Genomic DNA, 21,245 nt, shown 5'->3' on the forward strand with positions numbered 1-21,245 from the left:
ATGACGATGGGTGTTTTCAAGGCGGCCGCGATCCAGATGCGTTCGGGCGAGAGGCCGGAGCGCAACGCAATCGAGCTCGAGCGGCTGGTGCGCGAGGCAGCCGGCCAGGGGGCCAGCTACATCCAGACACCGGAAATGACCGGAGCACTGGTGCGCGACAAGAAGGCCGCGTCTTTCACCTCAGAGGACAAGGACATCATCGTCGCGACCGCGCGCAGACTGGCGCGCGAACTTGGCGTCCACCTGCATATCGGCTCGACCGCCATCCTGCGCGCCGACGGCAAGCTCGCCAACCGCGCGCTGCTGTTCGGTCCGGACGGCACCACACTCGCGTCCTATGACAAGATCCACATGTTCGACGTCGATCTCGACAATGGCGAGAGCTGGCGCGAATCCGCGACCTACGAGCCCGGCACCGAGGCGGTCGTCACGACCCTCGGAGGCGCCAAGCTGGGCTTTGCCGTCTGTTATGACCTGCGGTTTCCGCAACTGTTCCGCGCCGAGGCGCTGGCCGGCGCCGACCTGCTTTCCGTGCCCGCCGCCTTCACCCGCCAAACCGGCGAGGCGCATTGGCACGTGCTGCTCAGGGCCCGCGCCATCGAGAACGGCGCCTATGTCGTGGCCGCTGCGCAAGGCGGCCTTCACGAGGACGGTCGCGAAACCTATGGCCATTCGCTGGTCGTCGATCCCTGGGGCCGCGTCATCGCGGAGGCGGCGCACAATGAGCCGGCGGTGATCGTCGCCGAGATCGACCCGGCGCAGTCGCTGGCAGCGCGCAAGAAGATCCCCAATCTGAGAAATGCGCGGGATTTCGCTGTCAACGCCGGTTCGTCCGAGACATCGCGTCTCAGGGGAGCGGCCTCTTGATCCGCTTCTCCCTGACCTGCGAAAACGAGCACGAGTTCGAGGGCTGGTTCCGCAGCAATGACGATTTCGATACGCAGAAGAAGCGTGGCTTTGTCGATTGCCCGAGCTGCGGCTCGCACAAGGTGGAGAAAGCCCTGATGGCGCCGGCCGTGTCGACGGCGCGCAAGCAGGAAACGATAGCGCTCGCCATGGGCGAGGCGCAGAAGCAGGCGCTGGCGCAACTGAAGGCAATGGCCGAGAAGGTTCGCGAGAATGCCGATTATGTCGGCGACAAATTCGCCGAGGAAGCGCGCAAGATCCATTTCGGCGAGACCGACCCGCGCGGCATCTATGGCGAGGCGACGCTGGAGGAGGCCAAGAGCCTGGCCGAGGACGGCGTCGAGTTCATGCCGATCCCGGTGTTTCCGGAGGATCGGAACTGAGCGGTCAGCTCACGCTGCCGATCAATTTTTCAAGCAGGCGCGAAAGCGTTTCGCGTTCGGCTTGCGTAAGGCCGGAAAGAATCTCGTGCTCGTTGGCGACATGGGCAGTAACGGCCTCGTCGATCAAAGCGAGACCTTTTTCAGTCAGCCGCACGACGATGCCGCGCCGGTCGTTGGGATGCGGACCGCGCACGATCAACCCTGAGGTTTCGAGCCGGTCGAGCCGGTTGGTCATGGCGCCCGAAGTCACCATCGTCGCCTCGTAAAGGGCGGTCGGGGTCAGCGCGTAGGGCGCGCCCGAGCGGCGCAACGTAGCCAGCACGTCGAATTCGCCGGCCTGCAATCCATAGCGCGCAAACAACGGCGCGAGGCGCTCGCGGGCAATCAGCGAGGATGCTTCATTCAACCGCCCGATCACGCCCATCGGCGAGACGTCAAGGTCCGGCCGCTCCCTGTTCCATTGCTCGATCGCTTTTGCCGCCCTGTCCATCTGTTCCGCCATGTATCTTGACGTTAAGAATCTTTTCGGTATCTTATCGGAAAATGAAGTGGCGGCCAAGTGCCGGCGACGATGACGAGGACCATCAGATGAAATTTCTCTGGGATTCGGCACTTGGCCTGCTGGTCGTGACAGGCGGCCTGCTTGGCCTGACGCTGCCGTTCGGCAAGCTGGCGACCGCCGCCGGCGTTCCGGCCATGGTCTGGGCCTTCGTCATTTCGCTCGGCGCCGGCGGCGTGCTGTTGCTGGCTCTCCTGCTGCGTGGCGAGCGCGTCAAGCTTACAGCGCGCAAGCTGCGCTATTTCTTCGTCACGGCGGCAGTGTCCTATGCCTTTCCAAACCTCCTGATGTTTTCGGCCATCCCGCATCTCGGCGCGGGATACACGGGCATCATGTTCACGCTGTCGCCGGTGATCACGCTTGTATTCTCGATCGTGCTTGGCGTGCGGCGCCCCAACCTGCTCGGCGTGATCGGCATTGCCGTCGGCTTCATCGGTGCGGTCATGGTCGCGCTCACTCGCGGCGAGGCCGGCCAACCGGCCGATTATTTCTGGGTGACGATCGGATTGCTGATCCCGGTCAGCCTTGCCGCCGGCAACATCTACCGCACCGTCGACTGGCCCGAAGGAACCGGCCCGATCGAGCTTGCCGTGGGCAGCCATCTGGCGTCGGCGACCTTGCTTCTCGTCGGCATCCTGACGCTTTTCGGCTGGCAAGCGTTTGTTCCGCTGGGCGCGGTACCGCTTGTGGTCGTCGCGCAGATGGCGTCGGCTTCGGCAATGTTCGCGTTCTTCTTCAGGCTCCAGGCGGTGGGCGGCCCGGTCTATCTCAGCCAGATCGGCTATGTGGCGGCGGCCGTCGGGCTGTTTGCCGGCACGATCTTCCTCGGCGAGCACTATCAGCTGCTGACCTGGGCAGGCGCTGTCATCATCACGGCCGGCGTGTTCATCACCACCAAGGCGCAAAGCCGGACCAGCGCGAGGGCGCAGAGTCAGGCGGCGTGAGCCGGTTCAGACCGTGCCCTTTTCCGCCAGCACCATGTAGTTGACGTCCATGTCTTTCGACCGCTGCCAGCGGTCGGCGAGCGGGTGGTAGACGACGCCGGTGCGGTCGATGACGGTCAGGCCCGCGCCGCCGAGCGCCTTTTCCAGCTCTTCCGGGCGCACCAGCTTGCCGAACTGATGAGTGCCGCGCGGGAGCCAGCGCAGCACATATTCGGCGCCGATGATGGCCAGCCCTAGCGCCTTCAGCGTGCGGTTGATCGTGGCCACGAACATGATGCCGCCAGGCTTGACCATCTCGCCGCATTTGGCGACGAACAGGTCGATGTCGGCGACATGCTCGACCACTTCCATATTGAGGATAACGTCGAATTTTTCGCCGGCGTCGGCCAGGTCCTCGGCCGTGGTGGCGCGGTAGTCGATCGTCACGCCGACTTCGGCGGCGTGCAATTTGGCCACTTCGATATTGGTGGCGGAAGCATCGGCGCCGACCACTTCGGCGCCAAGCCGCGCCATCGGTTCGCACAGCAGGCCGCCGCCGCAACCGATGTCGAGAAAGCGCAGACCTTCGAATGGCCGTGCCGCGCGCGGATCGCGGCCGAAGCGCGCTGCCACCTGGTCGCGTATATAGGCAAGACGGACCGGGTTGAACTTGTGCAGCGGCCGGAACTTGCCGTTCGGGTTCCACCATTCGGCGGCAAGGGCGGAAAAGCGCTCCACTTCTCCGGCATCGATCGTCGATCGTCGGGGTTCTGGCATCGATTGGTCTCCTCGGACGCTAGCAAGTCGGGCGTGGGGGAGGGAAAGTCAAGGCTGCATTTTCGCCTGCTGACAGTGCGAGGCCGGCACCGCAGACAAGCGCCCTGTATTGCCGGCGGCTCTCTGTCAGGACATGTCAGCTCGGGGGCACCTCGGCCGAAACAAAAAAGCGGCGGCGTGCGAAAAAAGGAAAATCGTGTGGAAAAAAGGAGATGGCCGTGATTCAGACCGCATCGATCCTTTGGCGCAGGCTCGACCTTGAAGGTCACGATTCCTGCATGCTCTCGCAGCGGCCCGGCGGGCCCGGCCTGAAGGGGCAGGCCATCTTCCTGCAAGACGACAAGCCGTGTTGCATCGCCTATGAGGTGGATTGCGATGCCGGCTGGCATACGCGCTCGGCACGGATCGAGGGCTTTCTCGGCCCGCAAGAGCTTTCCCTGGGGATCGAGCGCCATACTGACGGCTCCTGGGCGCTGGATGGCGAGCGGCAGCCGGAGGTGGACGGCCTGATCGACGTCGACCTCGGCTTCACGCCGGCTTCGAACCTCCTGGCGATCCGCCGGTTCGCGCTCGCCGTCGGCGAGGCGACGCCCGCGCCGGCCGCCTATCTGGCCTTTCCCGAGCTCAGAATGACGCGGCTCGACCAGACCTACAGGCGCCTCGACGCGGCCCGCTATGCCTATGCCGCGCCGGCGTTCGGCTATGAGGCGGTTCTGGAGGTCTCTCCACTCGGCTTCGTGCTCGACTATCCACATTTGTGGAAAAGCGTCGCCCGCCCGGGCTGACGCCCGTCGCCGTGTGGGCGTTGCCGGTTGGGCCCTGCGCAAAATGAAGTACAGTCCAGCCCGCGCGCGGCGCTCTTCTTATGAGCCGTCGCTTGCGAAGCCTGGATGTTTTGGCTAAGGAGGCCGCGCATTCAGCGGCCGGCGCCAGTCGGGCGCTTTCCTCGGTTTTTCGGCCTCGGGCCGGCTTCAGTCAAAGGCATTTCGCTTCCATGGCGCGCATCGTGATGAAATTCGGCGGAACCTCCGTCGCCGACATCGCCCGCATCCGCAATGTAGCGCGTCACGTCAAACGGGAGGTCGATGCCGGCCACGAGGTGGCGGTGGTGGTCTCGGCGATGGCCGGCAAGACCAACGAATTGGTCGGCTGGACGCGCGAAGCCTCGCCGATGCACGACGCGCGCGAATATGATGCCGTCGTCGCGTCCGGCGAGCAGGTGACGGCAGGCCTCCTGGCGATCACCTTGCAGAACATGGGCGTGCACGCCCGCTCCTGGCAGGGCTGGCAGATCCCGATCAAGACCGACAACGCGCATGGCGCGGCACGTATCCTCGACATCGACGGCGCCTTCCTGGTCAAGCGCTTCGGCGAGGGCCAGGTGGCTGTCATCGCCGGTTTCCAGGGCATCGGACCGGACAACCGCATCGCAACGCTTGGCCGCGGCGGCTCCGACACCAGCGCGGTTGCGATCGCGGCCGCCGTCAAAGCCGACCGTTGCGACATCTATACCGACGTCGACGGGGTCTACACCACCGATCCGCGCATCGAGCCCAAGGCGCGGCGGCTGGCCAAGATATCGTTCGAGGAAATGCTTGAAATGGCCTCGCTCGGCGCCAAGGTTCTGCAGGTGCGTTCGGTCGAGCTTGCCATGGTGCACAGGGTGCGTACCTTCGTGCGGTCGTCCTTCGACGATCCCGACGCGCCCGGAATGGGGGATTTGCTCAATCCGCCCGGAACGCTTATTTGCGACGAGGAAGAGATCGTGGAACAGCAGGTCGTCACCGGAATTGCCTATGCCAAGGACGAGGCGCAGATTTCGCTGCGCCGTGTCGGCGACCGGCCGGGCGTCGCCGCCGGCATCTTCGGGCCGCTGGCCGAGGCCAACATCAACGTAGACATGATCGTCCAGAACATTTCAGAGGACGGCAAGCTTACCGACATGACCTTCACGGTGCCCTCCGGAGACGTGGACAAGGCGCTGGCCGTGCTCGACCGGCTGAAGGCTGATATCGGCTACGACGTCGTCCAGTCGGAAGCCGGCATGTCGAAGGTCTCGGTCATCGGTATCGGCATGAGAAGTCATGCCGGCGTCGCTGCCACCGCCTTCAAGGCGCTGGCCGACAAGGCGATCAACATCCGCGCCATCACCACCTCCGAGATCAAGATTTCGATACTGATCGACGGTCCTTACACGGAACTCGCGGTTCGCACTTTGCATTCCGTCTACGGTCTGGATAAGCAGTAGCAGACTGAATCAGTTGTTGCGTGCGTGCCGGCGGCGGCCGAAACTGCGCCGGCAGGAAGCCTATTGGAGAAGAAGCCGCGATGCGTGACCCGGCCAGTGGCCCGCGCGTTCTGCTGAAACGGCTCCGCGAGCTCATGCAGGAGCCGCTGGAGCCGCAGGAGCGGCTCGACCGCATCGTGCGCGACATTGCCTCCAACATGGTCGCCGAAGTGTGCTCGCTCTATGTGCTGCGCGCCGATTCCGTGCTCGAACTCTACGCCACCGAAGGCCTGAACCCGAACGCGGTGCACCTGGCGCAGCTCAGGTTGGGGCAAGGCCTGGTCGGCACGATCGCCGCCAGCGCGCGGCCGCTCAACCTGTCCAATGCTCAGGAACATCCGGCCTTCGCCTACCTGCCGGAAACCGGGGAAGAGATCTACAATTCCTTCCTCGGCGTGCCGGTGCTCAGGGCAGGGCGCACGCTGGGCGTGCTGGTGGTACAGAACAAAACCATGCGCCATTACCGCGACGACGAGGTCGAGGCGCTGGAAACCACCGCGATGGTGATCGCCGAGATGATCGCCACCGGCGATCTGGCGCGGCTGACGCGGCCCGGCCTCGAGCTCGATCTGCGCCGCCCGGTCAGCTTCACCGGCCTGTCCTTCAACGAGGGCGTCGGGCTCGGTCATGTCGTGCTGCACGAGCCGCGCATCGTCGTCACCAACCTGTTCAACGAGGACAGCGAGGAGGAAGTCCGCCGGCTTGAGGCCTCGCTCGGATCGCTCAGGCTTTCCATCGACGACATGCTTGAACGCCGCGATGTCGCCTTTGAGGGCGAACATCGCCAGGTGCTGGAAGCCTACCGCATGTTCGCAAATGACCGCGGCTGGGTACGGCGGCTGGAAGAGGCGATCCGCAACGGCCTGACGGCGGAAGCTGCGGTCGAAAAGGTGCAGAGCGACATGCGCGCGCGCATGCTGCACATGACCGATCCTTATCTGCGCGAGCGGATGAGCGATTTCGACGACCTCGCCAACCGGCTTCTGCGCCAGCTGATGGGACGCGGGCCTGATGATGTCGCCGCCTCGCTGCCGAAGGATGCCATCATCGTCGCCCGCTCGATGGGCGCCGCCGAACTGCTCGATTATCCCCGGGACAAATTGCGCGGGCTGGTGCTCGAGGATGGCGCCGCCACCAGCCACGTCGTCATCGTCGCGCGCGCCATGGGCATTCCCGTCGCCGGGCAGATGAAGGGCGCCGTTTCCATGGCGGAAAACGGCGATGCCATCATCGTCGACGGCGAGGAAGGCGCGATCCATCTTCGTCCGCAGTCTGATCTCGAAGCCGCTTATGCCGAAAAGGTGCGGTTCCGGGCGCGCCGGCAGGAAGTCTACCGCGAACTGCGCAAGAAGCCGTCGGTGACCAAGGATGGCGTTGCGGTCGACCTTCTGATGAATGCCGGGCTTGCCGTCGACCTGCCGCAACTGGCCGAGTCGGGTGCCGCCGGGATCGGCCTGTTCCGCACCGAATTGCAATTCATGGTCGCCTCGACCTTTCCCCGTGCCGAGGCGCAGGAGCGGCTCTACCGCGACGTGCTCGATGCCGCGCGCGGCAAGCCGGTCACCTTCCGCACCATCGATATTGGCGGCGACAAGGTGCTGCCCTATTTCAAAGGCGCCATCCAGGAGGAGAACCCGGCCCTCGGCTGGCGGGCGATCCGCCTGACGCTGGACCGTCCGGGATTGCTGCGCACCCAGATCCGCGCCCTGCTGAAAGCCTGCGGCGGGCGGGAGCTCAAGCTGATGCTGCCGATGGTCACCGAACTCGGCGAGATCGCCCAGGCGCGCGAGATCATCGACCGCGAGGTGCGGCATCTGTCGCGCTTTGCCCATCATTTGCCGACCAGCCTCAAGCTCGGGGCGATGCTGGAGGTGCCGTCCCTCCTGTTCCAGCTCGACGAGCTGATGAAGGCGGTCGACTTCGTCTCGGTCGGCTCGAACGACCTGTTCCAGTTCGTGATGGCGGTCGACCGCGGCAACACGCAGCTTTCCGACCGCTTCGATACGTTGTCGGCGCCGTTCCTGCGGGTGCTCAAGACCATCGCCGATGCCGGCGCCCGCAACCACACGCCCGTCACACTCTGCGGCGAACTCGCCGGCAAGCCGATCTCGGCAATGGCGCTGGTCGGCCTTGGTTTCCGCTCCATCTCGATGTCGCCCGCTTCGATCGGTCCGGTCAAGGCGATGCTGACCGAACTGCCGCTGGAGGCGTTGAAAGCGTTCTTCGACGACAATCTGATGGCGCCGGCCCAGGGGCTGCCGATGCGGGCTCTGCTGCAGGCCTTTGCCGACGACCGCTCCATTCCGTTATAGCACCTTTACAATGATCTCCCTTCCCCGCGATCGCATGGATCAAGTCGTCAAGCGTTTCGAAATGCTCGAAGCGCAGATGTCGGCCGGCCCAACGCCGGATGCCTATGTGAAGATGGCATCGGAATATGCCGAGCTCCAGGATATGGTTGCCAAGGTCAGAGCCTTGCGCTCGGCCGAGCACGAGCAGGCCGATCTCGAGGCGATGCTCGCCGACAAGGGCACCGATGCCGAGATGCGAGCGCTCGCCGAGGCGGATCTGCCAGGGGTCGAGGAGCGCATCGAGGCGTTGCAGAAGGACATCCAGATCCTGCTCCTGCCCAGGGATGCGGCCGACGACAAGAACGCCATCCTGGAAATCCGCGCCGGCACCGGCGGCGACGAGGCGGCATTGTTCGCCGGTGACCTGTTTCGCATGTATGAGCGCTATGCCGCTTCGCGCGGCTGGCGGTTCGAGACGGTGTCGGCCAGCGAGGGCGACGCCGGCGGCTATAAGGAAATCATCGCCACGGTTTCCGGCAAGGGAGTTTTCGCGCATCTGAAATTCGAGTCCGGGGTCCACCGGGTGCAGCGCGTGCCCGCGACCGAGGCCAGCGGACGCATCCACACCTCGGCGGCGACGGTGGCCGTGCTGCCGGAGGCGGAGGACGTCGACATCGACATCCGGGCCGAAGACATCCGCATCGACACGATGCGCGCGTCGGGTTCGGGTGGTCAGCACGTCAACACCACCGATTCGGCGGTGCGCATCACCCATTTGCCGACCGGCATCATGGTGGTGCAGGCGGAGAAATCGCAGCACCAGAACCGGGCCAAGGCCATGCAGATCCTGCGGGCCCGGCTCTACGACCTGGAACGCAGCAGGGCCGACGAGGAGCGCTCGGAATCGCGCAAGTCGCAGGTCGGCTCCGGCGACCGCTCGGAGCGCATCCGCACCTACAATTTTCCGCAAGGCCGCGTTACCGATCATCGCATCAACCTGACGCTCTACAAGCTCGACCGGGTGATGATGGGCGAACTCGACGAAGTCATCGACGCGCTGATCGCCGATCACCAGTCGAAGCTGCTCGCCGATGTCGGTCTTGATGGCTGATCCTTTGCCCCAGGCGCTGGGGCCGCTGCTGCGGGCAGCGCGAGCGCGCCTGGCCGCGGTCGATGATCCTGCGCTCGATGCAAGATTGATCGTGGAGCACTTTTCAGGCACGACCCGCACGCAGGCCATTGCCGATCCCGAACATGCGGTCGATGCGGCCGCTCTTGTCCAGATCGACAGCGCCTTGAAGCGCCGCGCGGGGGGCGAGCCCGTGCACCGCATCCTGGGTTACCGGGAGTTCTACGGGTTGCGGCTGTCGCTGTCGCCGGAAACGCTCGAGCCGCGGCCCGACACCGAAACGCTGGTCGAGGCCATACTGCCCTTCGTCGGGGCAACCGTCATGCGCGAGGGCGAGTGCCGCATCCTCGATCTGGGAACCGGCACCGGGGCCATCGCGCTGGCGCTGCTCAGCGCCGTGCCGGCAGCGATTGCCACCGGGGTCGACCTTTCGGAAGGGGCGTTGAGGACGGCAACGCGCAATGCCGCGCAATTGGGGCTTGGCGACCGGTTCACGGCGCTTCTGTCCGACTGGTTCGAAAAAGTTTCTGGCCGATACCATGTAATTGTCGCAAACCCTCCCTATATACGGTCGGAAGACATCGGAAATCTGCAGGATGAAGTCCGCGATTTCGACCCGCGCCTGGCCCTGGATGGCGGCGCGGATGGATTGGCCCCTTACAGGGTCATCGCCGCTGAGGCGGCTAAGTTTCTGGAAGCCGGAAGCAGGATTGCGGTCGAGATCGGCTACACACAGCACATCGAGGTCACCGCTATATTTCGCTCGTTCGGCTATGCGGTCGCCGGTGCGTTCGGCGACCTCGGCGGAAACGACAGGGTTCTTGTCTTTCAACGGGGAAAGCCTTGACGCAGTGCGAAAAAAACCGCTTGGCAATGCCGGGGAATGCGGCTAGGGTCGCCTTAACCGGATGAGACGAAGCAGGCAGTGCTCTTAGCGATTCGGTTTTCCTTGGAAATAGCTGCCTTCTTGCGCAAACGACGCCCAAGCTTCGTGCGGGAATCGTCCGGCAAGTGATGTAACCGGAACAGGATGGCACGTGGCGCCAACGCAATTGATGCGGGCGAACGCCGGTGAAGAAACGAAACGGCTGGCTGCATGAGCGCCACCGTTCGTGAAGAGTTTTCGAAAATTTCAATATGAAGAGAGTCGAATGAGGCCACAACAGCAGAACAGGCGCATGCGCGGTCGCAACAACAATGGCGGCGGCAACAACAATAACAACAACCGCAAGGGGCCAAATCCCCTGACGCGCAACTACGAGAGCAACGGCCCGGACGTGAAGATCCGCGGGTCTGCTCAGCAGATCGCTGAAAAATACGCTACCCTTGCCCGTGATGCGCAAAGCTCCGGCGACCGGGTGATGGCGGAGAACTATCTCCAGCACGCCGAGCACTATAACCGCATCATTGCCGCCGCGCAGGCGCAGATGCCGATCCAGAACGTCCAGCAGAATCGCGACGAATTCGACGATGATGGCGATGAGGATCGCGACGAGTTCGACAATGCCGGTAACAGCGGGGCCGGCAACAACGTTGCGGATGCGCCGGTTCCGGTGATCAACCACGGCGCGGGTCCGCAGCCGGTTATCGAAGGCATGCCGGCCGAAGTCGCGCTGAACCGGGAAAACGGTCGCGATCGTGATAATCGCGATCGTGATAATAATGGCGGTCGCAACAGTGGCGGCCGCGACAATAATGGCGGGCGCCACCGCGACCGCCGCCCCAATGGCGGCTATGGCCAGAACAGCCAGCGCGGCGATTATGGTTCGCCCGCCGAGCAGGGTGCCCAGCAGCAGCGCAACGAGACGGCCGAACAGGCCGAGGCCGCCGAATCCGTCGCACCGGTCGAGCAGGCGGCGCCGCTGTTCGAGAACCTGTCGCCGGCCGGGCTCGCAGCCCAGGCCGAACTCAATGCGACGGCCGCGGAGACTGGTCCCAGCCGTCGTCCGAGGCGTCCGCGCCGTCCGCGCGGCACTGCCGACCAGATCGCCGGCGGCAACGACAATGCCGACGCTGGCGAGGTGGCCGCGGCACCGACGGACAATGGCAACGCCGACACCGCGGTCGCCGACATCGACAACTGAGCGGCGACGCTTCCATGCATTGAACGGCGGAGAGAAATCTCCGCCGTTTTCGTTTTGCGCGGCTGCGGAATATTATGCTTTCGCAGCCATCGAGACGTCTTGAGGGTTCGCGGGTTGCGCACCATATCAGCCTCAACTGGACCCGGCTCTAACGGGCGGGTCCGTCACCGCAATCTGATCCGGTGCCGCAAAGCGGGCCGGTGATGGAAGGAGACAGGTATGAATATCGAGAAATACTCGGAGCGCGTGCGCGGCTTCATCCAATCCGCGCAGACCATGGCGCTCTCGCGAAACCACCAGCAATTTACCCCCGAACATATCCTGAAAGTGCTCGTCGATGACGACGAGGGTCTGGCTGCGTCGCTCATCGAGCGCGCCGGCGGCAGCGTCCGCGACGTCAAGCTCGGCATCGAGACGGCACTCGAAGCGATGCCCAAGGTGGAGGGCGGCAACGGCCAGCTCTATCTGGCGCAGCCGCTGGCCAAGGTGTTTTCGACGGCCGAGGAACTGGCCAAGAAGGCCGGTGACAGCTTCGTTACGGTCGAAAGGCTGCTGACGGCGCTGGCGGTCGAGAAATCAGCCAAGACATCAGACATACTGGCCAAGGCCGGCGTCACCGCGCAGGCACTCAATCAGGTCATCAACGATGTCCGCAAGGGTCGCACCGCCGATTCGGCGAACGCCGAACAGGGCTATGACGCGCTGAAGAAATATGCGCGCGATCTCACCGCCGATGCCCGCGCCGGCAAGCTCGATCCGGTCATCGGCCGCGACGACGAGATCCGCCGCACCATCCAGGTGCTGTCGCGCCGCACCAAGAACAACCCGGTGCTGATCGGCGAGCCGGGCGTCGGCAAGACGGCGATCGCCGAAGGCCTGGCGCTGCGCATCGTCAATGGCGACGTGCCGGAATCGCTGAAGGACAAGCAGCTGATGGCGCTCGACATGGGCGCGCTGATCGCCGGCGCCAAATATCGCGGTGAGTTCGAGGAGCGGCTGAAGGCCGTGCTTTCCGAGGTCACTGCCGCTGCCGGCGGGATCATCCTGTTCATCGACGAGATGCACACCCTGGTCGGTGCCGGCAAGGCGGACGGCGCCATGGATGCGTCCAATCTTCTGAAGCCGGCGCTGGCGCGCGGCGAGCTGCACTGCGTCGGCGCCACCACGCTCGACGAATACCGCAAGCATGTGGAGAAGGATGCCGCGCTCGCCCGCCGCTTCCAGCCGGTCTTCGTCGAGGAGCCGACGGTGGAGGACACGGTCTCGATCCTGCGCGGCCTGAAGGAGAAATACGAACAGCACCACAAGGTGCGCATTTCCGATTCGGCGCTGGTCGCGGCGGCGACGCTGTCCAACCGCTACATCGCCGACCGGTTCCTGCCGGACAAGGCGATCGACCTCGTCGACGAAGCCGCTTCGAGGCTTCGCATGCAGGTCGATTCCAAGCCCGAAGCGCTGGACGAGATCGACCGCCGCATCATGCAGCTCAAGATCGAGCGCGAAGCGCTGAAGGTCGAGAAGGACGAGGCTTCGAAGGACAGGCTTGCCCGGCTCGAGAAGGATCTCGCCAGCCTCGAGGAGGAATCGACCGAGATGACCTCGAAGTGGCAGGCCGAGAAGCAGAAGCTCGGGCTCGCCGCCGATCTCAAGAAGCAGCTTGACGAGGCGCGCAACGAACTGGCCATCGCCCAGCGCAAGGGCGAGTTCCAGCGCGCCGGCGAGCTTGCCTACGGCAAGATCCCGGAACTGGAGAAGAAGCTGAAGGAAGCCGAGGCTCAGGACGGCAAGGCCGGCATGGTCGAGGAAGTGGTCACGCCCGATCATGTCGCCCACATCGTCTCGCGCTGGACCGGAATTCCGGTCGACAAGATGCTGGAAGGCGAGCGCGACAAGCTGTTGCGCATGGAAGACGAGATCGGCAAGCGCGTCGTCGGCCAGGGCGAGGCGGTGCAAGCGGTTTCCAAGGCAGTGCGGCGCGCCCGCGCCGGCCTGCAGGACCCGAACCGGCCGATCGGCTCGTTCATGTTCCTCGGCCCGACCGGCGTCGGCAAGACCGAACTGACCAAGGCGCTGGCGAACTTCCTGTTCGACGACGAGAGCGCGATGGTGCGCATCGACATGTCGGAGTTCATGGAGAAGCATTCGGTTGCCCGATTGATCGGCGCGCCTCCCGGCTATGTCGGTTATGAGGAAGGCGGCGCGCTGACCGAAGCGGTGCGGCGCCGGCCCTATCAGGTCGTGCTGTTCGACGAGATCGAGAAAGCGCATCCCGACGTGTTCAACGTGCTCCTGCAGGTGCTCGACGACGGCCGGCTCACCGATGGGCAGGGCCGCACGGTCGACTTCCGCAACACGCTGATCATCATGACGTCGAATCTCGGCGCCGAATACCTGGTCAATCTCGGCGAAGACCAGGATGTCGACCAGGTTCGCGACGAGGTGATGAACGTCGTCAAGGCGTCGTTCCGGCCGGAGTTCCTCAACCGCGTCGACGAGGTGATCCTGTTCCATCGGCTGCGCCGGCAGGATATGGGCCGCATCGTCGAAATCCAGCTCAAGCGGCTGGAAAACCTGCTGGTCGACCGCAAGATCACGCTGTCGCTGGACCAGGAGGCGATCGACTGGCTGGCATCCAAGGGTTACGACCCTGCCTATGGCGCGCGGCCGCTGAAGCGGGTGATGCAGAAAGACTTGCAGGATCCGCTGGCTGAGAAGATCCTGCTCGGCGAGATCCTCGACGGCTCGACCGTCAAGGTGACAGCCGGCTCCGACCGGCTGAACTTCCGTTCGAAGCCGACGGTCGTCGCGACCGAAGCGGCAGCCTGATCGAACGCCGCGCGCCCGGCCTGGGCGCGCGGCCTTTTCATGCCATTCGGCAGGAGCACGCATGACGCTGGACGACTATAACGGCTTCTGCGCCTCGCTGCCCGCCACATCGCATGTCGTCCAGTGGGGCGGCGCCCATGTCTGGAAGGTCGGCGCCAAGGTCTTTGCCATCGGCGGCTGGAGCGAGGGCCGCGACCCTTTCATCACCTTCAAATGTTCCGATATTGCCTATGATGTGCTGAAGGAGCAGCCGGGCTTGCGACCCGCACCCTACCTTGCCTCGCGCGGCATGAAATGGATCCAGCGCCAGACAAGCCAGAGCATGGATGATGGCGCGCTGAAGGATTATCTGCGCGAGAGCCATCGTCTTGTCGCCCTGAAGTTGACGAAGCAGGCGCGAAAGGAACTGGGACTTGCCTGAGGCTAGAGCGCGTCACGTTCGACGGATCCAGGCGACGCGCTTTAGCTCTTTGTTCCATGCATATCGTTCGCCCCAAACCGGGTCGCTTTTGGACGATGTGCATTTAGCTGATATTCCTCGAGGCGCCGGAAAACCGCCATCTTCATGCCCGGTTCATATTGGAACCTTATGGTCGGGCGGTGGTTCGCTGGCGAAGGACTCGCTACGCGCGAAAGCCGCCGGCGACGGCAATTACGGACCGGAGAGTTTGCCCACCATGTTGCGGACGATCTTCACCCTTTCGGCACTTGCGGCCGGACTGGCGTTTTCAAGCGCGTTCGCCGCGCCGACCGAGGACGCTTCGCCGCGGGTCGTCCGCCCCGCTGATGACGGCGGCATCCTGCTGGCCCAGGACGGCAATCTCGACATCTATTACGACGCCAGGGGCAACCGCGTCATCGTCGATGCCGACACGGGTAAGGTCATCGCCATCCAGCCGCCGCAGACCAGACTCGACCGGCGCGCGCTGCGCCGCGAGACACGGCTGCGCGAACTCGGCCGCGTTCCCGCCGACGACGACCGCTACTATCTCGACGATCCGGAAGACATGGCACGCTTCCGCCGCAGGCAGATGGAAGACGAAGGCCGGGTCATCGCGCCTCCGGTTCGCGAAGACGACCCCTATGGCGACAATTCCGTCGAGGCCTATCCGCCAGCGCCGCAGGATGATGGTGGCTACGACGACAATTATCCGGAAGCGCCGCAGCCGGCGACGCCGCGCCCCATCGAGCGCCAGCCGCTGAACGAAGCCTCGATAGAACCTGTCCAGCCCGCGGCTCCCGCGGGGCCCGCCGACCAGGCGGCATTGCCGCCGAAGGCGGGAGGCAAGACCGTGGTCGACCCGTCGCTTTCGCTGGGAGCACGCCAGGATGTCGCGGCTCTGCAGGTGCTGCTTGATCGCGGCGGCGCTTCGCCTGGCGTCATCGACGGGCGCTTCGGTTCGAATGTCGACAAGGCGCTGGCGGCCTACAACCAGATCACCGGCAGCAATCTGCGATCGACCGACGCGGTCGGCATCCAGGCGGCCCTTGCACAATCGGGCGGCGATGCCTTGGCCAACTACACGATCACGCCAGAGGATGCGGCCGGCCCCTATGTCGCGTCGATCCCGGAAGATTACAGCCAGAAGGCGCAGCTCGACCGCATGGGCTATACGTCCGTCGCCGAAGCGCTTGCCGAGCGCTTCCACATGGACGAGAACTATCTCAAGGCGCTCAACCCGGAAGCCAATTTCAACCGTCCCGGAACGATCATCAAGGTCGCCAATTTTGGCAGGCTGGTGTCGACGCCGGTGGCTCGCATCGTCGCCGACAAGGGCAAGAAAGAGGTCTTTGCCTATGATGCGGCGGGTAAGCTGGTCGCGGCCTATCCCGCCACCATCGGCTCGTCCGACACGCCGTCGCCGTCCGGCATTCATGCCGTGTCCCGTGTCGCGCTCGATCCGAACTACACCTACAATCCCAACATCAATTTCAAACAGGGCGAGAACAATAAGGTCCTGACCATTCCGCCCGGTCCGAACGGCCCTGTCGGCTCGGTGTGGATCGCCTTGGACAAGCCGACTTACGGCATCCATGGCACGCCGGACCCCTCGAAGATCGGCAAGACCGAAAGCCATGGTTGCGTGCGACTGACCAATTGGGATGCCCGCGAACTGGCCAAGCTGGTTTCGCCCGGCGTGACGGTGGAGTTCGTCGACTGAGACGATGCGGCGTTCGTCGCCGGTTAGAGCGGTTTAGCGTTCGATAGACTGCCGAGCCGCTCCAGCGCGGTGCGCTTTTGCCGGGAAACCGCCACGTTTTTCCTGGAATTGCTCTACCCGATTATCCTGCGCAACCATTTCGCACTCGGTGTCGCGGCATAAATCAGCTGCACCACGAGAATGAAGCCGACGCTGAGCAGCGGGGTAACCAGACAGAGCAGGGCGCCGACCGCCCACAGAAGCTGCGCCTTGACGATGCGCAAGTGGACCGTGCGTTTCGTTTCGGCGTCGACGTCATCCGCCAGAAAGCCCTTTTTCTCCGCATAGCGCCAGCTGGCGATCAGGGTGACGCCGAGCATCAGCAGATTGAGCCAGTAGACGACGACCGCGGTTCTGAATTCGAGGAAGTCGGCCAGGAGATCGGTCGAGAACGGCAACAGGGCGATAAAGGCGAGAAAGCACAAATTGAGCGTCGCCAGCCGCCTGTCGGATCTGGTGATCAACCCATGCTGCGCCTGCTGGCCGAACCAGAAGATGGTCAGGGTCAGGAAGGAAAGCGCATAGGTCAGGAAGCGCGGCGCCAACGCCAGGACGGCGTCGATGAGATCGCCTTCGGAATGGATCGCCTCGTGCGTCGGTACACGAATCTCCAGAACGATCAGGGTCAGCGCGATGGCGAAGACGCCGTCAGTCAGCCCGACGACTCGGTGGAGCCCGGACTGGGATGGTTCGAGCGGTCGCTTCATCGATTTTCTCCCCTGTCTGATCGGCTCCCGTCCGATGCCGCGTGAAAGCTTAGCATGCCGGCGCTTGTTTGCACCTGCGTGGGCCGGCACCTGCCAATGCGGCCAGGTCGCAGCGCAGCTGGTTTCAACGACCGGGACCGCTGGCTGGTTGTTGCGGGCGCGCCGCGGGTTTATGCAGGTTGCATGCATTCACCGAGCAAAGCCGCAGCCGTCCCGCCGCCGACCGCCAACGGTACGTTCTGCCCGCAGTCGCAGCGGCACTATGTGCTGATCGCCGCGATCCTGGCTTCAGCACTTGGTTTCATCGACGGTTCGATCCTTGCCATCGCCACGCCGGCGATCCGCGTCGATCTCGGCGCCAGCCTGGCGCAAGCGCAGTGGATCTCCAATGCCTATGCGCTGACGCTTTCGGCGCTCATCCTCGCCGGCGGTGCTGCCGGCGACCGCTTCGGCCTGCGCCGCGCCTTCGTCGTCGGCATCGCGCTGTTCATCGCCGCTTCGCTGGCCTGCGCGCTGGCGCCCAATCCGGCGGTGCTGATCGCGTTCCGTGCAATCCAGGGCATCGGCGCGGCGATCATGGTGCCGGGCAGCCTTGCGATCATCGCAAAAGCCTATCCGAAAAAGGAGCGCGGCCGCGCAATCGGCATCTGGGCCGCCGCTTCGGCGTTGACCACGGCACTCGGTCCGGTGCTGGGCGGCTTCGTGCTGTCGACTTTCGGCAATGGAATCTGGCGTGCGATATTTGCGATCAACCTGCCGCTTGGGCTGGTTTCGATCTACCTGCTGCTCGCCAAGATCCCGGCGGATCGGCCGACCGAAAAGCGCAGCCTCGATCTTGGCGGCGCGGCGTTGGCGACACTGGCCTTCGGGTTGCTGGCTTACGGGCTGACGGCGATGAACGCGGAGGCTGCCGGATTCATGTCGGGTTCGGCAATCATTGCCGGCGTGGTCCTGCTTTTCGTCTTCATTTTCTACGAGCGCCGGCAGCGCGAGCCGATGATCGATCTCAATCTGTTTCGCATCGGCGCCTTCGCCGGCGCCAATCTCGCGACCTTCTTCCTCTATTTCGCACTGTCGGCCAATCTTTTCTACCTGCCCATGCTTTTGATCGCCGGTTGGGGGCTGAGCACGGCCGAGGTTGGCTTCATCTTCCTGCCGCTCTCTGCATTGATCGCCCTGCTGTCGGGGCCTGTCGGCCAGTGGTCCGACCGGATCGGACCGCGTTTTCCGATCGCCAGCGGCAGTCTGGTGGTTGCGCTCGCCTTCGCCGGGCTTGGCTTGTTGACATATGCCGGCATCCACAATTTCTGGACCGGAACATTTCCGCTGATGGCGCTGATGGGGTTCGGCATGGCGCTGGTGGTGTCGCCGCTGTCGACCGCGATCATGACGGCGGTGGAAGACAAGGATACTGGCGCGGCTTCCGGTATCAACAATGCCGTCTCGCGCATAGGCGGCCTGATTGCGGTTGCGGCGATGGGTTCGCTTGCCGCCTGGGTCTACGCGAAGGTCCTGGATGGCAACACTGTTCCCGGCGTGCCGGGGTTCGGTGAACCGGCGTCGACCGGACTGGCCCCGGCTGTCGACGCCGCACGGCTTGCCGCCAGCGACGCCGCATTCTCGGCTGTTTCCTTTGTAACGGCGCTGCTTTGCCTGCTTTCGGCTGTCATCGCCTGGGTGACGGTTTCAGGCGAATCGTTGCCGTGGCGCCGGCCCGCCGAAAACCCTCGCGACTGAGGGGTGGATCGAAGGAACTATCCTTCGATCTTGGCGCTCGCGACCTTCAGCGAATCACTGTCTTCCTGCTTCAGCAGGTCGTCGATGCGCTCGCGTTCACGCTTGAAGGCGACAAGGTCGTCGCCCTTCAGCACCTTGCCGACCGGCAGGCGGACGCGCATCGGATCGACCTTGGTGCCATTGACGATCAGCTCGTAGTGAAGATGCGGGCCGGTGGCGAGGCCGGTCTGGCCGAGATAGCCGATGGTCTGGCCCTGGCGGACGTGAACGCCCGGTTCGATGCCTTTGGCAAAGGCGCTCTGGTGATTGTAGGAGGTCTCATAGCCGTTGGCATGGCGGATGATGATCTGCTTGCCATAGCCGCCGGCCCAGCCGACCTTCTCGATGACGCCATTGCCGGCGGCGATGATCGGCGTGCCTATGGGGGCTGCCCAGTCGACGCCGGTATGCATGCGGACATAGCCGAGGATCGGGTGCCTGCGCGCGCCAAAGCCGGAGCGGAACTTTCCTGCGGGCAACGGATTGCGCAGCAGGAACTGCTGGGCGCTCGAGCCGTCCTCGTCGAAATAATCCGTGCTGCCGTCCTCCATCTGGAAGCGGTAGAAATTGCGCGTCTGCCCGCCGAAGGTCGCCGAGACGTAAAGCAGTTCGGAATTGTCCGAGGTCTGGTCGTCGCCGTCGGGCTGCGAGAACAGCACTTCGAGACGGTCGGCCGGATTGAGGCGGGACTGGAAGTCGACGTCTGAGGCCAACAGCTTGATCAGCCGCTGCGTCATGGCCTTGGACATGCCGTAGGAATAGGCGGCGCGGTAGATACCGTCATAGACGTTGGGCAGGTTACCGCGCACCACCACCGGCGCCGACGAATCATCGAACGCCGTGAGCAACTCCGGATTGGGCTCCGGTTCCTGCGCGGGCACATACTGGCCGCGATCGTCGAGCGCTATGGTGACGATATGCTGGGTCCGGTCGTAGACGCTGGTTCGCACGACCTTGGCGGCGTCGCCATGAACCTCGAGACCGACACGAAGCACGGTTCCAGCCTTGAGCGCGGGGGCGTTCAAGAGCTTGGTGATCGCCTCGGCCATGCCGGCGGCGTCCTCGCCCGTATAGCCCGAATCCGCGAAGGCTTCCGTGACGGCGAGATCCTTGGTGAAAGGGATGATTTCCTCGGCGAAGGCCGGTGCCTGGTCGTCGGCGTTGGCACGCGGCGCGACCGAAACGTTTTCCGGCACGATCCTGACGTCGTAGGAGCCGGCCATGCTCTCGGCAAAGGCCTCGCCAAATCGCTGCGGGTCGACATAGTGGAGCGAAGCGACCTGGACGGCGCCGTCGCTAAGATCGGTGCCGGCCTCGCGCACCACCTTTTCCACCTCGTCGGCGGAAAGGTCGCTCTTTTCATCGAAGGAAGCCGTTTCAATGGGAAAATCGACGGTCTTCAGGCTCATTTCGCTTTCGACCTTGGTGCCGTAGATCTGGCCCGGCGTAGCGGCAGCCGTCGCCGGTTGCGCCGATGCGTCGTCACCGTCGTCGCCGAACACCTGCATCGGATCGAAGGGCGGGTATGGCCGGTTGGTGGTATGGCCGGCCGCCAATGCCATCTTGATCTGCACGAAGGGCATGGTGTGGATGACATCGCGGTCGCCGACCTTTGTGACCATCGACACTTCCATGCGCCGGCGGTCCTTGGCCTTGGCGATCTGGCGCGGCGCCACCAGCCTGGTGGTCTTGGCCATCTCGCCCGAATCGCCATTGCCGGCAAGGCCGATCAGTTCGGCGATCTCGGGTGGCGTCGCAAGTTGCTGGCGCCCGTCGAGGGCGGCGAACAGCGCCACGCCCATCAGCACGCTTGAGGTCACGCCGGTCAAAAACGTCCCCGACAGCCAGCGCGCGGAAACCTCGCGCCGATCGGGGGGGCCACTGCGGCCGTCCGCAATAAGCGGCGGCTCGTTGCCGAGTTCGGCTATGACATCTTCCGTATCTGGCATCCAGAAAGGCTGCTTTTTCCCCGGGCGGAACGGCTTGTCGCTTTTGTTGTGGCCATGACATTTGCCTGTCACGGCAGGTTAAGTCAACGAAGCCTCGGGCCCCGGTCGAATTCCCCTCGCGCGCTTCTCTTATAGAGCGCTCTGCAAAGAGGGCGGCGTTCCCCCTATCGAGGGCTCATCGCACACCTCTATATGAGGCTCTCAAAAGGGGCACCGCGCCGCTGCGCTGCGCCCGCTTTGTCGGTTCTGGTGTCGAACGGCAATGCGGCGGCAATAGGGCTCCTTCGTGGCTGGATACTCCTTGGGATCCTGTTCCCCAACGGCAGCCGGCTATCGACAAATCGGGCCCGAAATTTCTGTCGCAAAAAATTCAAAAACTTCTTGGATCGGTGTTGACAGTTTGTCTGGGTGGCGACTATATACGCCTCACGAACGAGGGCGGTGCGC

17 protein-coding genes are annotated in these 21,245 nt (G+C 64.1%); 13 read left to right on the forward strand and 4 right to left on the reverse strand.

Annotation, left to right across the window (positions count from 1 at the left end; translation table 11 throughout):
- The first annotated feature begins 6 nt into the window (after positions 1–6).
- Together LB566_RS29025 and LB566_RS29030 are read left to right on the forward strand one after the other, a co-directional pair.
- Positions 7–867, forward strand: a complete 861-nt coding sequence (locus tag LB566_RS29025) for a carbon-nitrogen hydrolase family protein (protein ID WP_224629430.1) — start codon at positions 7–9, stop codon at positions 865–867.
- The gene (locus LB566_RS29030; protein ID WP_140553196.1) at positions 864–1,289 is read left to right on the forward strand and encodes a DUF1178 family protein; all 426 of its coding nucleotides are present in this window, start codon (positions 864–866) and stop codon (positions 1,287–1,289) included. Before LB566_RS29025 ends, LB566_RS29030 begins: the two co-directional genes overlap by 4 nt.
- A 4-nt stretch (positions 1,290–1,293) precedes the next feature.
- Here LB566_RS29030 and LB566_RS29035 read toward each other — a convergent pair whose 3' ends face one another.
- Positions 1,294–1,779 (reverse strand): MarR family winged helix-turn-helix transcriptional regulator, encoded by a 486-nt coding sequence (locus LB566_RS29035; RefSeq protein WP_140558165.1) that lies wholly within the window; start codon positions 1,777–1,779, stop codon positions 1,294–1,296.
- A 98-nt stretch (positions 1,780–1,877) separates the two neighbouring features.
- On the opposite strand from LB566_RS29035, the gene LB566_RS29040 reads away from it, so the two are divergent.
- The gene (locus LB566_RS29040; RefSeq protein ID WP_224629432.1) at positions 1,878–2,792 is read left to right on the forward strand and encodes a DMT family transporter; all 915 of its coding nucleotides are present in this window, start codon (positions 1,878–1,880) and stop codon (positions 2,790–2,792) included.
- Positions 2,793–2,798: 6 nt separating this feature from the next.
- Here the strand turns inward: LB566_RS29040 and ubiG are convergent, their stop codons facing one another.
- A complete protein-coding gene (gene ubiG / locus LB566_RS29045) occupies positions 2,799–3,548 on the reverse strand; it encodes a bifunctional 2-polyprenyl-6-hydroxyphenol methylase/3-demethylubiquinol 3-O-methyltransferase UbiG (RefSeq protein WP_224629442.1) in 750 nt (249 codons plus the stop codon).
- 212 nt (positions 3,549–3,760) lie between these two features.
- On the opposite strand from ubiG, the gene LB566_RS29050 reads away from it, so the two are divergent.
- From LB566_RS29050 to LB566_RS29090, 9 genes are all read left to right on the forward strand, one after another.
- Positions 3,761–4,333, forward strand: a complete 573-nt coding sequence (locus LB566_RS29050) for a putative glycolipid-binding domain-containing protein (protein ID WP_224629445.1) — start codon at positions 3,761–3,763, stop codon at positions 4,331–4,333.
- A gap of 209 nt (positions 4,334–4,542) precedes the next feature.
- Positions 4,543–5,796, forward strand: a complete 1,254-nt coding sequence (locus LB566_RS29055; RefSeq protein ID WP_140553188.1) for an aspartate kinase — start codon at positions 4,543–4,545, stop codon at positions 5,794–5,796.
- 80 nt (positions 5,797–5,876) lie between these two features.
- Positions 5,877–8,147, forward strand: a complete 2,271-nt coding sequence (gene ptsP / locus LB566_RS29060) for a phosphoenolpyruvate--protein phosphotransferase (protein WP_140553186.1) — start codon at positions 5,877–5,879, stop codon at positions 8,145–8,147.
- Positions 8,148–8,157: 10 nt separating this feature from the next.
- Complete coding sequence (prfA, locus tag LB566_RS29065; protein ID WP_224629446.1) at positions 8,158–9,237, forward strand: peptide chain release factor 1; 1,080 nt, start codon at positions 8,158–8,160, stop codon at positions 9,235–9,237.
- The gene (prmC, locus tag LB566_RS29070) at positions 9,230–10,102 is read left to right on the forward strand and encodes a peptide chain release factor N(5)-glutamine methyltransferase (RefSeq protein ID WP_224629447.1); all 873 of its coding nucleotides are present in this window, start codon (positions 9,230–9,232) and stop codon (positions 10,100–10,102) included. The genes prfA and prmC overlap by 8 nt, the downstream gene beginning before the upstream one ends.
- A 304-nt stretch (positions 10,103–10,406) precedes the next feature.
- The gene (locus LB566_RS29075) at positions 10,407–11,339 is read left to right on the forward strand and encodes a DUF4167 domain-containing protein (protein ID WP_224629448.1); all 933 of its coding nucleotides are present in this window, start codon (positions 10,407–10,409) and stop codon (positions 11,337–11,339) included.
- Between the two features lie 219 nt (positions 11,340–11,558).
- The gene (clpB, locus tag LB566_RS29080; protein WP_224629449.1) at positions 11,559–14,165 is read left to right on the forward strand and encodes an ATP-dependent chaperone ClpB; all 2,607 of its coding nucleotides are present in this window, start codon (positions 11,559–11,561) and stop codon (positions 14,163–14,165) included.
- A gap of 61 nt (positions 14,166–14,226) precedes the next feature.
- A complete protein-coding gene (locus tag LB566_RS29085) occupies positions 14,227–14,586 on the forward strand; it encodes an MmcQ/YjbR family DNA-binding protein (RefSeq protein ID WP_140500941.1) in 360 nt (119 codons plus the stop codon).
- Positions 14,587–14,842: 256 nt separating this feature from the next.
- Positions 14,843–16,327: a L,D-transpeptidase family protein gene (locus LB566_RS29090; protein ID WP_224629452.1), complete on the forward strand. Its 1,485-nt coding sequence runs from the start codon at positions 14,843–14,845 to the stop codon at positions 16,325–16,327.
- Between the two features lie 113 nt (positions 16,328–16,440).
- Here LB566_RS29090 and LB566_RS29095 read toward each other — a convergent pair whose 3' ends face one another.
- On the reverse strand, positions 16,441–17,073 hold the full coding sequence (locus LB566_RS29095; protein WP_224629460.1) for a TMEM175 family protein: 633 nt from the start codon (positions 17,071–17,073) through the stop codon (positions 16,441–16,443).
- A 183-nt stretch (positions 17,074–17,256) separates the two neighbouring features.
- On the opposite strand from LB566_RS29095, the gene LB566_RS29100 reads away from it, so the two are divergent.
- The gene (locus LB566_RS29100; protein WP_224629463.1) at positions 17,257–18,810 is read left to right on the forward strand and encodes an MFS transporter; all 1,554 of its coding nucleotides are present in this window, start codon (positions 17,257–17,259) and stop codon (positions 18,808–18,810) included.
- A 17-nt stretch (positions 18,811–18,827) separates the two neighbouring features.
- Here the strand turns inward: LB566_RS29100 and LB566_RS29105 are convergent, their stop codons facing one another.
- On the reverse strand, positions 18,828–20,798 hold the full coding sequence (locus tag LB566_RS29105; protein ID WP_224629465.1) for a M23 family metallopeptidase: 1,971 nt from the start codon (positions 20,796–20,798) through the stop codon (positions 18,828–18,830).
- Positions 20,799–21,245 lie beyond the last annotated feature (447 nt).

Origin of the sequence: Mesorhizobium sp. CA13 (assembly GCF_020165235.1) — a bacterium.
Lineage (GTDB): Bacteria > Pseudomonadota > Alphaproteobacteria > Rhizobiales > Rhizobiaceae > Mesorhizobium.